The organism is Pseudaeromonas paramecii, assembly GCF_039540575.1.
GTDB classification, from domain to species: Bacteria; Pseudomonadota; Gammaproteobacteria; order Enterobacterales; family Aeromonadaceae; genus Pseudaeromonas; species Pseudaeromonas paramecii.
In genome coordinates this window covers 68,363-82,564 of the sequence record NZ_BAABFC010000028.1, presented here as the reverse complement: position 1 = coordinate 82,564, position 14,202 = coordinate 68,363, and the positions used below count along the sequence as shown (strand labels likewise).

Sequence of the window (14,202 nt, the reverse complement as noted above, 5' to 3'; positions counted from 1 at the left end):
CCACTGAAATAGAGCCCTTAGGTTATCTGACCTAAGGGCTTTTTGTTTTGCCAAGGGCCCGTGTTTGCCTGGGAGAGCAGGGTGCCGATAGTCCCTCTTTTCAGGATTCAATGTCCATCAAATCACGGTTTATCCCGTTTTTGTTTGGGGCCATACTCGCTCAGAAGGCTCAAAGGGAGGATGTGAGCCACCTGTTGAGGGGACATGAGAGCGCATGAAGCTTGCCCGCGTGTCCACCCCAGTGAGGAATTCCCCATGACAATCCGTAGCCTGATCGTAAGCTGTGCTACCGCTCTATTACTACTTTCCGGTGTGGCTCAGGCCCGCTCTGGTGACGGCTCCCTGCAATTGCAGGCCGATCATCAAGCCAAGCAACCTGTCGCCATGACTTTGACCTCTCAGGCCAAGCCCAATGAGCCCGGTGACTATCAGCTGCCCTGGCCGCGCCAGGATTCCGATAACCGGTAAACCTATCCCTGTGTGGTGTTGCCTAACACCCACTTTTTAAACCATCCGCGCTGCGGATGGTTTTTTTTATTCCGGCAGTCTTTCGGGTATTATCGCGCCGCAAGTAGCCAACAGGGGAATGAGGGCATGATAACTGGGCATGAGAGACGACTGCAGATCGACAGCCTGACCGATAAGGGGGATGGCATAGGGTTGCTGGACGGGCGCCAGATCTATGTCACGGGCGCTCTACCCGGCGAGACGGTGTCGGTGCTCTTGCATGGCATCAAGCCTCGCTATGCCCAAGGTGAGCTACAGGCCGTACTGCAACCACATCCTGCGCGGGTAGCCAACTTTTGTCCCCATGACAGCTGTGGCGGTTGCCAACTGGGCATGCTGGATTATCCGGCTCAGCTCGATCTTAAGCGTCAGCGCCTGCAGGCATCGCTGGCCAAGCGGGGGATTCATACCGAGGTGGCTCCCTGCCTTGGCATGGATGTGCCCTTAGCCTATCGCAACAAGGCCCTCTATGCGGTCAGGCCCGGATCACAAGGGGCCGAGCTGGGTTTTTTCCGCAAGCATAGTCATGACCTGGTAGCCTGTGACGACTGTGCCCTGCAGCCATCCCTGGTGGCAGATCTCCTGGTCGAGGTGCGGGCCTGGCTCAGTGCCTGTCAGATACCACCCTACGATGAGCTGCAGCACACGGGTGTGCTGCGCTATCTGATGTTGCGGGATGGCAGGCAGAGCGGGGAGTGGATGCTGGTACTGGTGACCCTGGGGGAGGAGCTGCCTCAGGTTGAAGACTTGCTGGCACGCCTGGCGCGCTTCCCGGCGCTACGCAGCGTGGTACACAACATTAATCCGGCCCGGGGTAACCGTATCTTGGGCTTTGACAATCGAATCTTGCAAGGCGACGGCGTCATCGAGGATGAGCTGGATGGTTTGCGCTTTAGTCTCTCGCCTCTGGCTTTCTACCAGATCAACCCCGAACAGACCCGGCGGCTCTATCAGGCGGCCCTGACACTGTGCGGGCTCACCGGCCAGGAAACTGTGTTTGATATCTATTGCGGCATCGGCACCATCTCCTTGTTCCTGGCCCGCCAGGCGGCCCGGGTGGTCGGGGTTGAGTTGGTGCCTGAGGCCATTGAGGATGCCCGACAAAATGCCGCCAGAAATGGTCTGGCAGCCAAGACCGAGTTTTTTGCCGGCAAGGCGGAGGAGGTGGTCCCCGCACTGTATCGCCAGGGTTACCGGGCCGATGTGGTGGTGGTGGATCCACCTCGCAAGGGCTGCGAGCCGGCGGTGTTGCAGACCATGCTGGCCATGGCACCGCGGACCCTGGTCTATGTCTCCTGCGATCCCGACTCCCTGGCTCGGGATCTGGCGGTGCTGCTGTCTGGGGGGTACCGGTTGGAGCAGGTCATCCCCGTGGACATGTTTCCCCATACCCTCCATGTGGAGACGGTGGCTCGCCTGGTGCGGAGCTAGCCTAGTCTCTCTCCAGCCATGCCGTCTTCGTAGGGGCGGGCCGCACAGACGGGGTGGCTAGACTGAGCCTGAGTGCCTGGGGTTTATTGTGGTGGTAGCGTGTCCGCCAGCGGCCCGTAATGCCGACTGCTTTGCCAGAAGGCCATGAGCTTTGGGTAGGTGGCCAGATCCAGCACATGGCGCAGCAGGCCCCATTCCAGCAGACAGGCTAACCGAAGCTGAGCATCGTTATAGGGGGCGTGCTCCGGCAGGCTTTCTGCCTCCAGGCTGGCCAGGATGGCCGCCACCCGCTCCCGCTGACGCAGCAGGTAGGGCACCTGCTCGGTACTCAGACCGGCTTGCTGCAGGATGAAGCCATTGATGGCGGCATCCAGCGCAGTATTGATCAGGCAGAACTGATTGTATTCGTGGATGCTGGCACAGAAGGATTCGCCGGTCTTTTCCCGCAGGTAGCGGACGATGGCTGCCGAATCGGATAGGAAAAGATCGCCATCTTCCAGAAACGGTACCTTCTTGGCGGGTGAGGCGGCGGCGCTGGCGGCATAGTCAGTCTCGACGAAGTCGCAGGCCTGGCCGGTCTCCAGCAGGACGATGCGGCAGTGACGGGCGAAGGGCGAAGTGAAGCTGCCGTAAAGTTTCATGTGAACTCCATCTTTGGGTAGGGCATCCCGAGCATACTCCGCCGCTTGCCTCAGACCAAATGAAAAAGGAGCCGCGATGGGCTCCTTTCCAAACCAACTGGATAACGCCGTCAGGCGTCCTCGTGTTTCCGGCGATCGTGATGGTCGCTGTCCAGCCAGCTGACCGACTGATTCACCGCATGGAAGACCTTCTCCTCCATCTCGGCTCGTTGTTCCGGGCTGGTGAAATAGACCATGTCCACGTTGTGACGGATATAGTGAGCCGGCAGCTGGTTGAGCACCATGCAGCACAGGTCGGCCAGGTATTCGCTGTCGCGGGTGCGATCCAGCTCCAGGGCGCGGATTTGCTGCATGACCAGCTCTTCGTAATAGTTATGGATGTCGGCAATGGTGCCCATGATGACGAGGTCCTCAGATGACGGGATTTCTGGGGATTCTTATAGCAGAAAGCCCGCAATCATGACATTGCGGGCTTTCACAAATGCGTGGTGCGAGAGGAGGGACTTGAACCCTCACGTCCGAAGGACACTAACACCTGAAGCTAGCGCGTCTACCAATTCCGCCACCCTCGCACACAAATTGTCGTTGGTTGAGATTTACATGCCTACCAACCGGCATCTTATTTCACAAGGCGGCCACTTGCAGTAAGTGGTGCGAGAGGAGGGACTTGAACCCTCACGTCCGAAGGACACTAACACCTGAAGCTAGCGCGTCTACCAATTCCGCCACCCTCGCCCGCATTGTCGTTGGTGTTTTTACATGCGACCAACCGCATGGCTGACAATCATCTCCCGAAGGAGTGGTGCGAGAAGAGGGACTTGAACCCTCACGTCCGAAGGACACTAACACCTGAAGCTAGCGCGTCTACCAATTCCGCCACCCTCGCCCGATTGTCACTGTTTGGATTGACATGCTGTCAGTCAGCATGGCTTGGTGCGAAGAGAGGGACTTGAACCCTCACGTCCTAGGGACACTAACACCTGAAGCTAGCGCGTCTACCAATTCCGCCACCTTCGCATCTTGCGGAGGGGGATTCTATAGATTTCTGTCTGTCCGTCAACCGCCCAGGCCGCAAAATTTTTTGTTTGCTCGGTCTTTGCACGAAACGGCGCAAAAAGCGCCGTTTATGACCGATTCAGCGCCGCCTGATACATGCTCTCGTACTGATTGACCGAATCCGACCAGAGGTAGCGGGTCTGCATGGCGGTGCGCTGCACTCGAACGTACTCCTCCTGATCCTGCAGATAGAACAGCAGTGCGCGACGCAGGGTGTTGAGCAGGGCGAGGGCATCGGGCTCATGGAAGTTGAAGCCGGTAGCGTGCTGCCGGTTGGCATCATAGTCCACCACCGTATCCTTGAGGCCGCCGACGGCCCGGACAATCGGGAGGGTGCCATAGGCCAGGCTGTACATCTGGTTGAGGCCACAGGGTTCGAACAGCGAGGGCATCAGGAAGAAGTCACTGCCGGCCTCCACCAGGTGGGCCAGGGCGTTGTCGTGCTCATTGAGGAAGGCCAGCTTGTCGCCATGCTCCGCCACCAGGCTGCGCAGCCGGTCGGCCAGGCTGGGGTCGCCGGTACCGACTATGATGACCTGTACCTTGTGATAGAGGAACTGCGCCAGAATCGGCAGCAGCAGGTGCAGTCCCTTCTGCTCGGTCAGGCGGCACACCATGCCGAACACTGGCCAGTCATTTTGTGCCAGTCCGGCCCGTTGCTGCAGGGCCTGCTTGCAGGCGCGCTTGCCGGCGAGCTTGGTCAGGCTGTAGTTCACCGGGATCAGGGGATCCGTGGCCGGATCCCAGTCGCCATAGTCACAGCCGTTGATGATACCGCTCAAGTCCGCCGACCGTTCCTGGAAGGACTTGGCCATGCCGTGGCCCCCCAGGTAGGTGGTAAGCTCATGGGCATAGCTGGGACTGACGGCGTTGATCTTGTCGGCATAGCGTACGCCACACTTGAGGTAGTTGACGTAGGCGTGACCCTGGGTGATGGCCTCATCTTGGATGTCGGTCAGCTCCGGCAGGGCCCACAGCTGACCGCGCTCGAATACCCCCTGGAAGGCGCCGTTATGTACCGTCAGCACACTGCGGCTGGCGGCGAAGAAGGGGTCATTGGCATAGCGGGTGCGCAGCAGCATGGGCACCAGGGCGGTGTGCCAGTCGTTGCAGTGGATGATGTCCGGTTGAAAGCCCAGCTGTTGGGTCGCCTGCAGGCTGGCGGCACAGAAGAAGGCGAAGCGCTCACCATTGTCCAGGTAGGCGTTGTTGTTCTCGGCGTACAGGCTGGGCCGTTCGAAGTAGTTGGGAAAATCGATGAGATACACGGGTACCCCTTCCAGATCCATCTCGTGGGTCTGGTAGGGGATGTCGGTGTGACCCTCCCGGGTGGGCAGGGTGAAGCCCCCCAGATGGCGGGCGGTCTCCCGTCCCTTCACCGACAGGTAGAAGGGCATGATGATGCGCACATCATGGCCGTGACGCTTGAGGGCCAGGGGCAGGGCTCTGGCCACGTCCGCCAGACCACCGGTCTTCACCAGGCCGTCCACTTCCGAGGCAATAAACAGAATTTTCATAGTCAAAAACCGATCCTGGCTCCTTTGGGGACCACCACTATGCCGCCGTCCGAGACGGTGAAGCGCGCACGATCCTGTTCGAGATTCTCACCGATTACCGTGCCGGGAGCAATTTCCACATGCTTGTCGATGATGGCGCGGCTGATCCGGCAGCCTTCGCCTATCTTCACATCCCCCAGCAGCACCGAATGGCTGATGTGGCTGTCGGGGCCCAGGTTGCAGCGAAAGCCCAGCACACTGCGCTCTACCCGACAGCCGCGCAGGTAGCAGCCCGCCGACACCAGAGAGTAGGCCACGTTGGCATGGTGCTCGGCCGTGTTGACGAAGGTGGCCGGCGGCAGGGGGGGATAGTAGGTGTGCAGCGGCCACTTGCGGTTGTAGAGGGTAAAGGGGGGCTCGTCGCTGACCAAATCCATGTGCGCCTGCCAGTAGGCATCCAGTGTGCCCACATCCCGCCAGTAGACGCCGCCTTTTTCCCCCTCCACCTTGTTGGTGCTGAAGTCGTAGACATAGACGGGGGCGCGGCCATAGAGGGCGGGAATGATGTCCCGACCAAAGTCATGGGATGAGTCTTCTTTGGCAGCATCCTGGCTCAGCTCGCTGAGCAGGGTCTGGGTCTCGAAGATGTAGTTGCCCATGGAGGCCAGAGCGTGATCCGGATCGCCGGGGATGGGTTTGGGGTGACGGGGTTTCTCGTCAAAGCCCACCATGCGGCCTGCTTCGTCCACCTCTATGATGCCGAAACTGGAGGCTTCGGCCAGCGGCACCCGGATGGCGGCCACCGTCAGCACCGCCTGTTTCTGCTTGTGGTATTCCAGCATCTGGCGGATGTCCATCTTGTAGATGTGGTCGCTGCCGAAGATGCAGACATGATCCGGTGCGCTGAGCTCCACGAAGCTGATGTTCTGGTAGATGGCGTCGGCGGTGCCGTCGTACCAACGCTTGCCCATCCGCATCTGAGCGGGAATGGGGTCGATGAAGCGGCCCGTGATGCCCGTCAGGTTCCAGCCTTTCTTCATGTGCATGTAGAGGGATTGGGACTTGAACTGGGTCAGCACATAGATGCGCAACAGGTCTGAGTTGACGAAGTTGTTGAGCACGAAGTCCACCAAGCGGTAGCTGCCGCCAAAGGGCACGGACGGCTTGCTGCGGGTGATGGTCAGGGGCTGTAAACGGGTTCCTTCTCCTCCGGCGAGGATCATGGCAAGCACACCGGCCATACGGGCTCTCTCCCTGTCTATGAAAGCGATTTCAGTCTAACTGAAAAATCACGCGCGACAACAGGCGCGCGCAGGATCTGTTGTTGAATCTAACAGATCCTGTGGCGTCTGGCGGAAAAGATGGGACCTATCTGGCTAGGTAGAGTTTGAATTTGTTGGTCTGCGCCACTATCTGCCAGCCGTGGGGGCCGAAGGCATGCTCCAGGAAGGGGGGATAGCGCAGGAAGGCGTTGGCTACCAGCAGCAGATCGCCGCCCTTGGTCAGCAGGCGGGGGGCCTGCAGCATCATCTGCTCGGTGGCTTGATAGTGGGTGTTGAGGCCGGCATGAAACGGCGGGTTGGTGATGATGTGCTGCAAGCCGGCCGGCACGTCGGAATAGCCGTCGGAGGGGTAGACCTTGCCCTCCAGTCCGTTGATCGCCAGGGTGCGGCGGGCCGAGGCCAGGGCCAGGGCGTTGATGTCGGCCAGCTCCAGCTGGATGTCCGGGTAGCGCTGCTTGAGCACGGCGCCGATCACCCCGGCGCCACAGCCCAGATCCAGCACCCGGCCATTCAAGGGCGGCAGGTGGTCCAGCAGCAGGCGGCTGCCCTCGTCCAGCTCGGCGGCGCTGAACACCCCGGGCAAGGCCTGGATGCGCAAGCTGTGCTCTCCCAGATCCAGCACGTACTCGCCGAACCAGGCCTCCAGCGCAAACGGCGCCACCGGCTGATCCAGTTGCCCCTGATACAGGGAGCAGCGGCGGGCGCTGTCCTGTTTGCGCGGATGCCGGCAGTAGGGGGCCAGCAACTTGTCGGCGCCGTTGATGCCACCGCGGTTGTCTCCCACGACCCAGATGGGCGCGCCCGGGGCCAGCAGCGGGGTGAGCTGGGCCAGCAGAAACTGGGCCTCGGCCTTGGCCTTTGGCAGATAGAGCAGCAACCCCTGCCAGGGCGCCGCGCCGGCTTCCAGCCGGTGGCCGAAGCGGATATCCAGCCCGTCAGCGCCGGCGGCTTGCTGACGAAAGCGGCTGTAGTCGGTGAGAAACCAGGTGCTGTCGGCAGACTGCTGCAGCAGGGTGCGCGGGTAGTCATCGTCCACCTGACCCGCGATCAGCAGGCGGGGGATGGCAAACAAGGCCTGGCTGCGTTCCAGCAGCTGGCTGACGGGGGAGAGGGGCTGGCTCATCGGCTGTCTCTTGGGTGACAAGGCCGGTGATTATACCCCAAGGTGGCGGGCTTGACATTTGTCGGCGAATGCCGAACTATGCTGGCTAATTGCACACTTATGTACTGCTACGTATGTCTTCGCTGATGGGTCTGAAACGAAAAACCAAAGCACCTCGCAAATGTGAGGATTTTTTCGTTCCTGCGTGACCAGCAGTCGGTGTGAAGCGCCATTGATCAAACCCCGGTTACGCACAACGTGACCGGGGTTTTTTGTTCAGGATCCCGTGAAATCGAGAAGGAGTTTGTATGATTCAAGGTTCCATTGTTGCATTGATCACCCCGTTTGCTGATGGCCGACTGGATGAAGAGGCCCTGCGGCGGATGGTGGACTGGCACATAGCGCAGGGGACCCACGGCATAGTACCGGTCGGTACCACGGGAGAGAGCCCGACCCTGACCCATGACGAGCACTGCCGGGTCATCGAGATAGTGGTGGAACAGGTGGCCGGTCGCATTCCCGTCATCGCCGGTGCCGGTTCCAACAACCCCCTGGAGGCCATCGAGTACAGCCTGGTGGCCCAGCGGGCCGGTGCCGATGCCACCCTGCACGTGGCCGGCTACTACAACCGTCCCAACCAGGATGGCCTGTATGCCCACTTCAAGCTGGTGCATGACGAGACCCAGATCCCCATCATCCTGTACAACATTCCGCCCCGCGCCATCGTGGACATTCAGCCCCAGACCATGGCCCGCCTGGCGGAGCTGCCACGCATCATAGGCGTCAAGGATGCCACCGGCGACATGTGCCGCCCCTGGTACGAGCGTCAGCTGATCAAGAAACCCTTCACCTGGCTGTCCGGCGATGATGCCACCGCCGTGGCCTACAACGTCAGTGGCGGCAATGGCTGCATCTCGGTGACCGCCAACGTGGCGCCCAAGCTGGTGGCCGAGGTGCAAAACCTGACCCTGGCCGGCAAGTGGGCCGAGGCCCGCGCCCTGCAGGACACCTTGATCCCCCTGCACCAGGCCATGTTTGCCGAGCCGAGCCCCGCCGGTGCCAAGTACGCCGCCTCCCTGCTGGGGCTGTGCAGCGCCGACTGCCGCCTGCCGGTGATGCCCCTGTCCGACGCCACCAAGGCGCGCATCCGCCAGGTGATGACGGATCTGGCGCTGATCTAAGCCTGCGCCTGAGGCGACCAAGGCCAGCCCTAACCCGGCTGGCCTTTTTGTTTTGGCAGATTTATTTGATGGGCTGCATCTCGGGGGTGCAGACGATCTTGTCGATGCGCAGGCTGCGGTTGGCGAGCCAGGCATCGCTGATGGCCCGGTAGGCCGCCATGTCGGTGCAGCGCAACCGCAGCACATAGTCGAAGGGGCCGCTCACCAGCCAGCAGGAGAGCACGTCCGGTCGCTGGCTTACCTCCTCCTCGAAGGCTCGCTGGGCCTCCCGGCCGCTTTGGCTGGCCAGGGAGACCTGCAGCAGCAGTATCAGGTTGCCGCCTCCCAGGCGTGCCTCGTCCAGCCGGGCGGTATAGCCCAGGATGTAGCCCGCCTGTTCCAGCTTGCGCACCCGCTCCTGGCACGGGCGGGGGGTGAGGTGCACCCGCTCCGCCAGCTTCTGGTAGCTGATGCGCCCTTCTAGCTTGAGGATCGCCAGGATCTGCTCATCGATGCGATCCAGGTGGTGGTGTCGTCTCTCCATCTCTGCCTCCAGGCATCACAGCGGATCCCGCTGTATGACAGTTTGATTTTGCCGGAATCGGTTGTGGACAAAACGCGAATCGACTCACACCGTTGTGTGATTGGGCGCACACTGTGGACAGTTGCTTGCCACAAGGAGGCCCCATGCAAACCACCCAACAGATCCTGATGATCCGTCCTGCCCGCTTCAGCGCCAATCCCCAGACCCTCGCCAGCAACGCCTTCCAGCACCCGGCCGCCGCCGACGAGCTGGCTGCCAGCCGGGCTCAGGCGGAGTTTGACGCCTATGTGGCCCTGCTGCGGGAGGCCGGTGTGTCCGTCTGGGTCGAACAGGACAGCGGCGAGCTGGCCACCCCGGACTCCCTGTTCCCCAATAACTGGGTGAGTTTTCATGCCGACGGCTCCGCCATCCTCTACCCCATGGAGGCCCCCAACCGCCGGCTGGAGCGCAACCGTCACATACTGGACAAGCTGGCCGAGGCGTTCTGCCTCGAGCAGGTGCACGACCTGAGCGACTTCGAGCAGCAGGGCCGCTTCCTGGAAGGCACCGGCTCCATGGTGCTGGATCGCCAGCACCGCATCGCCTACCTGTGCCGCTCCTCCCGCTCCCATCCCGAGGTGATGGAGGAGGTGAGCCGCCGCCTGGGCTACCGCCCCTTCTGGTTCAGCGCCCAGGATGCCAAGGGCCAGCCCATCTACCACACTAACGTGCTGATGAGCGTGGGCCGCCACCTGGCGGTGGTCTGCCTGGAGGCCATCCCCGATGCCGCCGAGCGCGCCGAGCTGTGCCGCCTGCTGGCCAGCACCAACAAGATGCTGCTACCCATCACCCTGGATCAGCTGCAGGCCTTCGCCGGCAACCTGCTGGAGCTGCGCAGCGATCGGGGCGAGGCCCTGCTGGCCATGTCCCGCCGCGCCTGGGACGCCCTGAGCCAGCAGCAGCAGCGGGAGCTGGAGCGCCATGGCCGTCCGCTGCTGGCGGATCTGGACACCATTGAAACCTTGGGTGGCGGCGGTGCCCGCTGCATGATTGCCGAGATCCATCTGCCGCAACGGGAGCCGGTGCGGGCCGAACAGGCCGCCTAAGCCGCCGTCAATACCAGGCCAGGGCATGCCCTGGCCTGGGTCGTTTCTGCCCTCGCTGACTCAGGCCTGGTCGGCCAGCTGGCTGAGGGGGATCTCGGTCAGCATCAGCCCGGCCCGCAGCCCGGGGGCCACCCTGGCGTTGGGAAAAAGCAGATACTCCCGCGCGGCCTGCACCCGGTACCGATGCGGGCCGTCCTCCGCCAGCAGGGTGCCCTGGGGGTAGGCGGTGAAGTTGGCCGCCGCCGCCGGCAGGTGCAGCACGAAGGCCTCGCTGTGCTTGCGCAGCTCCTGGCTCACCCGATAGCCCTTGGGTTCGGTCTGGGGCAAGGCCGCCAGGGCGTCGGCGTCCGCCGCCACCCCCGCCGCCAGGGCGGCTTTCACCTGGGCGAACTGGCGCAGATCGTTCTGACCGAAGGGCCGGGCCTTGCCCAGCTCCAGGGTGCAGCTGGCGGCGCCGAAGCGTGCGCTGGTGAAGTGGCTGAAGGTGCGGCCCGGCGCGCTGTGGCGGACCAGGGCCTCTATGCCGGCGCTGGGCAGCCAGCGCAGCATGGCCGCATCGTAGCCGTTCTCTTGGGCCGGCAGCAGGGCGAAGCGCAGATGCGCCGAGGCGCGGATGGCGGTGTGCAGATCGTAGTGGCGGCGGATTGGCATCTCTGCCGCCTGCCAGAAGTCGGCCACCGCCGCCTCCAGCTGCCGGGCCCGCAGTGGCTCGGCGCCTGGCGGATCCGAGGCCCGCGGCCCGTCGAACAGCCGGTTGAGATCCAGGTCCAGATAGCGACGTCCGGCGGCCATGGCCGCCGGGTTGCCCAGGATCAGCAGCAGGCGGCATGCCAGGGGGCGCCGCCCCGCCAGCCAGTCCGCCGTGAGTTCCGCCAGCAGCTCGATGGGGGCCGTCTCGTCACCGTGGACGCCGGCGGAGATCACCCAGGCCTCGTCGCAGCTCTCATGCGGGATCAGCTCCAACAGGCCGGGGCCGCGCCAGTGCCAGCTCAGCTGCGCCGTGCGGCCTTGGGTCGAGACCGGCGATTGGCCGGCCAACGTCAGGGCAAGCCAGTCCATCAGGCCCCCTGTTGAAAGGGGTAGATGGACCCCAGGCCCAGGATACCGGTGAGTTCATCCAGCGCCCGGCGGTTCTCCTCCAGCAGCTGGGGATCGGCCAGATCCTCGGCACTCAGGCGATCCCGGTAGTGGCGCTCCACCCAGGTGGTGAGCCTGCCGTACAGGGCGTCGTTCATCAGCACCCCGGGGGCCATGGCGGCCCGCTCGGCTTCGTTCAGCACCACCCGCAGCCGCAGACAGGCGGGACCACCGCCGTTGCGCATGCTTTCCCGCAGATCGAACACCTCCAGGGCGTCGATGGGGCAGCCGCTTTGCACCAGCTCCGACAGGTAGCGCCAGACCCCGGCGTGCTCGCGGCACTCCTGGGGCACCACCAGCAGCATCTTGCCGTCGGGGCGGGTGAGCAGCTGGCTGTTGAACAGATAGGTCTGTACCGCATCGCTCACCGACACGGCCCTATCTGGCACCATGATGGGCACGAATTCGGTGCCCTGGGCCGCCAGCTTGCGACCCAGCTCGGCCAGGGTCTGCTCGGTTTGCCAGAAGGCCCGCTGGTGGTGGAACAGCACGGGACCGTTGCTCACGGCGATGACGTCGTTGTGGAACACCCCCAGATCGATCACCTCGGGATGCTGCTGGGCCAGCACGCAGTTATCTTCACTCAGGCCGTGCAGGCGGATGACGGCCTCGCTGGCCTCCCGGGTCTGGCGGGCCGGGTAGCGGTTTGGCGCCACCCCCTGACCGTCGGCCTGGCGACCGTAGACAAACAGCTCGACGCCGGCCTCACCGTGTTGCCGGCTCAAGCGGTTATGGTTGGCGGCGCCCTCGTCGCCGAACTGGGCCACCTGGGGCAGGGCGCTGTGCACGGCGAAGTGACGTTCGTCGGCGAAGATGGCCTTGAGGATGGCCTCCGTGGTGGTGGCTTCGCTGGCCCGGTGGAACTTGTTGTTGAGGTTGGCCACCGTCAGGTGCACCCGGCCGTCACGGGTGTCGGCGGAGGGGGAGACGGTGGCGGCATTGGCGGTCCACATGGCCGACGCCGAGCCCACCGCGCTCAGCAGGGCCGGCGCCTGGCGGGCGGCCTGGGCCAGCACCTGGGCATCGCTGCCGGCAAAGCCCAGCCGGCGCAGCAGATCGACCTGGGGCCGCTCATGGGGCGGCAGCACCGCCTGGGCGAAGCCCAGATCGGCGAGACGTTTCATCTTGGCCAGCCCCTGCAGGGCCGCCAGCTTGGGGTTGGCCACCGCCGCCTTGTTGCTGGTGGAGGCCACGTTGCCGAACGACAGGCCGGCATAGTGGTGGGTCAGGCCGACGAGGCCGTCGAAATTCACTTCCAGGGCAGACATCTCATGCTCCTTGCGGGGTGGGGAAGGTGAGCCCGTGGGGCAGGCTGGCCGGCAGGCTGGCGCGTTCGGCCTCCATGGAGGCCATGGGCCAGGCGCAGTAGTCGGCGGCGTAGTAGGCGCTGGCCCTGTGGTTGCCGGAGGCACCGATGCCGCCGAAGGGGGCCGAGCTGGCGGCGCCGGTCAGGGGCTTGTTCCAGTTGACGATACCGGCGCGGGCCTCCAGCAGCAGCCGCTCGTAGTGGTCCTTGTTCGGGGAGATGAGGCCCAAGGCCAGGCCGAAGCGGGTGTCGTTGGCCAGATCCAGCGCCTCGTCGAAGTCGCCGTAGCGGATGAGCCCCAGCAGGGGGCCGAAGTGCTCCTCATCCGGCCGATGCAGCATGGCGGTCAAGTCCAGGATGCCGGGGCTCAGCAGGGCGCCACGGTCGCCGATGCGCGCCATGGTCAGCAGGGGCTTGGCGCCGCGCAGCAGCAGGTTCTGCTGGACTTCCAGCAGGCGGCGCAGGGCGTCAATGGAGATCACCGGCCCCATGAAGGCGGGCTCGGTTGCACCATCCCCCACCTTGAGGGTGCGGGTGACCGCCACCAGGCGGTCGAGGAAGGCATCGCCCCAGGCGCCGTGGGGCACCAGCAGGCGGCGGGCGCAGGTGCAGCGCTGGCCGGCGGAGAGGAAGGCCGACTGCACCGTCAGGTAGACGGCGGCATCCAGATCCTTGGTCTCCTCGACGATGAGGGCGTTGTTGCCCCCCATCTCCAGGGCCAGGATCTTCTCCGGCTGCCCGGCCAGCTGGCGGTGCAGCTGATAGCCGGTGCCGGCGCTGCCGGTAAACAGCAGGCCGTCGATGCCGGTGTCGGCGGCCAGGGCGGCCCCCGGGGTGCGGCCGCCCTGCACCAGGTTCAGCACCCCGGCGGGCAGCCCGGCCTCCAGCCACAGCTTGACGGTGGCCTCGGCGGTCCAGGGGGTCAGCTCGCTGGGCTTGAAGACGATGGTGTTCCCCGCCAGCAGGGCCGGCACTATGTGGCCGTTGGGCAGGTGGCCGGGGAAGTTGTAGGGGCCGAACACCGCCATGACGCCGTGGGGGCGATGGCGCAGCACCGCCTCGCCGTCGGCCATCGGGCTGTGGCGCTCACCGGCCCGCTCGGCCTGGGCCTGCAATGAGATGGCCACCTTGGCCGTCATGCTCTGCACCTCGGTGAGGGCCTCCCAGGCGGGCTTGCCGGTCTCCTGGGCTATGATGTCGGCGAGCATGGCCTTGCGTTCGGTGAGCAGGGCGGCGAAGCGCTGGAGTATCTCGACCCGTTCGGCCAGGGGGCGGCGCGCCCAGGCAGGAAAGGCCTGGCGGGCGGCGGCGACGGCCAGCCCCACATCGCTGGCGCTGGCCTCGTTGGCCTTCCACAGGACGGCATCGGTGACCGGTGAGCGTTTGGTGAAGCTGCGACCCAGGCCGTGGTGCCACTGGCCGTTGATCATGACGGAGAGGTTCAGCATGGCAAA

Annotated in this window: 13 protein-coding genes and 4 tRNA genes; 4 read left to right on the top strand and 13 right to left on the bottom strand. The window is 64.0% G+C overall.

Annotation, left to right across the window (positions count from 1 at the left end; translation table 11 throughout):
* Positions 1 to 255 precede the first annotated feature (255 nt).
* Entirely contained in the window at positions 256 to 468 is a 213-nt protein-coding gene (locus ABD847_RS15925; protein ID WP_345014791.1) for a hypothetical protein, read from the top strand.
* Between the two features lie 126 nt (positions 469 to 594).
* Positions 595 to 1,938 carry a 23S rRNA (uracil(1939)-C(5))-methyltransferase RlmD gene (rlmD, locus tag ABD847_RS15920; RefSeq protein ID WP_345014789.1) on the top strand — a complete coding sequence of 448 codons (1,344 nt, stop codon included), beginning with the start codon at positions 595 to 597 and terminating at the stop codon, positions 1,936 to 1,938.
* Between the two features lie 83 nt (positions 1,939 to 2,021).
* Here rlmD and ABD847_RS15915 read toward each other — a convergent pair whose 3' ends face one another.
* The 9 genes from ABD847_RS15915 to rsmC form a co-directional block, all read right to left on the bottom strand.
* Positions 2,022 to 2,579: a glutathione S-transferase family protein gene (locus tag ABD847_RS15915; protein WP_345014787.1), complete on the bottom strand. Its 558-nt coding sequence runs from the start codon at positions 2,577 to 2,579 to the stop codon at positions 2,022 to 2,024.
* A 110-nt stretch (positions 2,580 to 2,689) separates the two neighbouring features.
* On the bottom strand, positions 2,690 to 2,977 hold the full coding sequence (locus ABD847_RS15910; RefSeq protein WP_345014785.1) for a late competence development ComFB family protein: 288 nt from the start codon (positions 2,975 to 2,977) through the stop codon (positions 2,690 to 2,692).
* A gap of 88 nt (positions 2,978 to 3,065) precedes the next feature.
* Positions 3,066 to 3,151: transfer RNA gene (locus ABD847_RS15905), tRNA-Leu, on the bottom strand.
* Positions 3,152 to 3,228: 77 nt separating this feature from the next.
* Positions 3,229 to 3,314, bottom strand: a tRNA-Leu gene (locus ABD847_RS15900).
* Positions 3,315 to 3,379: 65 nt separating this feature from the next.
* Positions 3,380 to 3,465: transfer RNA gene (locus ABD847_RS15895), tRNA-Leu, on the bottom strand.
* Between the two features lie 45 nt (positions 3,466 to 3,510).
* Positions 3,511 to 3,596, bottom strand: a tRNA-Leu gene (locus ABD847_RS15890).
* Positions 3,597 to 3,703: 107 nt separating this feature from the next.
* Positions 3,704 to 5,152 (bottom strand): glycogen synthase GlgA, encoded by a 1,449-nt coding sequence (gene glgA, locus ABD847_RS15885; protein ID WP_345014795.1) that lies wholly within the window; start codon positions 5,150 to 5,152, stop codon positions 3,704 to 3,706.
* Between the two features lie 2 nt (positions 5,153 to 5,154).
* Entirely contained in the window at positions 5,155 to 6,372 is a 1,218-nt protein-coding gene (gene glgC, locus ABD847_RS15880; protein WP_345014783.1) for a glucose-1-phosphate adenylyltransferase, read from the bottom strand.
* Positions 6,373 to 6,499: 127 nt separating this feature from the next.
* Positions 6,500 to 7,537: a 16S rRNA (guanine(1207)-N(2))-methyltransferase RsmC gene (gene rsmC / locus ABD847_RS15875; protein ID WP_345014781.1), complete on the bottom strand. Its 1,038-nt coding sequence runs from the start codon at positions 7,535 to 7,537 to the stop codon at positions 6,500 to 6,502.
* A 287-nt stretch (positions 7,538 to 7,824) separates the two neighbouring features.
* Between rsmC and dapA the strand changes: the two genes are divergently transcribed.
* Positions 7,825 to 8,697, top strand: a complete 873-nt coding sequence (dapA, locus tag ABD847_RS15870) for a 4-hydroxy-tetrahydrodipicolinate synthase (RefSeq protein WP_345014779.1) — start codon at positions 7,825 to 7,827, stop codon at positions 8,695 to 8,697.
* A 61-nt stretch (positions 8,698 to 8,758) separates the two neighbouring features.
* Here the strand turns inward: dapA and ABD847_RS15865 are convergent, their stop codons facing one another.
* Complete coding sequence (locus tag ABD847_RS15865; protein ID WP_345014777.1) at positions 8,759 to 9,220, bottom strand: Lrp/AsnC family transcriptional regulator; 462 nt, start codon at positions 9,218 to 9,220, stop codon at positions 8,759 to 8,761.
* A gap of 143 nt (positions 9,221 to 9,363) precedes the next feature.
* Between ABD847_RS15865 and ctlX the strand changes: the two genes are divergently transcribed.
* Positions 9,364 to 10,305: a citrulline utilization hydrolase CtlX gene (gene ctlX / locus ABD847_RS15860; RefSeq protein WP_345014775.1), complete on the top strand. Its 942-nt coding sequence runs from the start codon at positions 9,364 to 9,366 to the stop codon at positions 10,303 to 10,305.
* A gap of 60 nt (positions 10,306 to 10,365) precedes the next feature.
* Here ctlX and astE read toward each other — a convergent pair whose 3' ends face one another.
* Genes astE through astD form a run of 3 tightly spaced genes read right to left on the bottom strand, consistent with a single transcriptional unit; the run spans position 10,366 to position 14,196 of the window.
* A complete protein-coding gene (gene astE / locus ABD847_RS15855; protein ID WP_345014773.1) occupies positions 10,366 to 11,364 on the bottom strand; it encodes a succinylglutamate desuccinylase in 999 nt (332 codons plus the stop codon).
* On the bottom strand, positions 11,364 to 12,710 hold the full coding sequence (gene astB, locus ABD847_RS15850) for an N-succinylarginine dihydrolase (RefSeq protein ID WP_345014771.1): 1,347 nt from the start codon (positions 12,708 to 12,710) through the stop codon (positions 11,364 to 11,366). Before astB ends, astE begins: the two co-directional genes overlap by 1 nt.
* Before the next feature lies 1 nt (position 12,711).
* A complete protein-coding gene (gene astD, locus ABD847_RS15845; RefSeq protein ID WP_345014769.1) occupies positions 12,712 to 14,196 on the bottom strand; it encodes a succinylglutamate-semialdehyde dehydrogenase in 1,485 nt (494 codons plus the stop codon).
* Between the last annotated feature and the right edge of the window lie 6 nt (positions 14,197 to 14,202).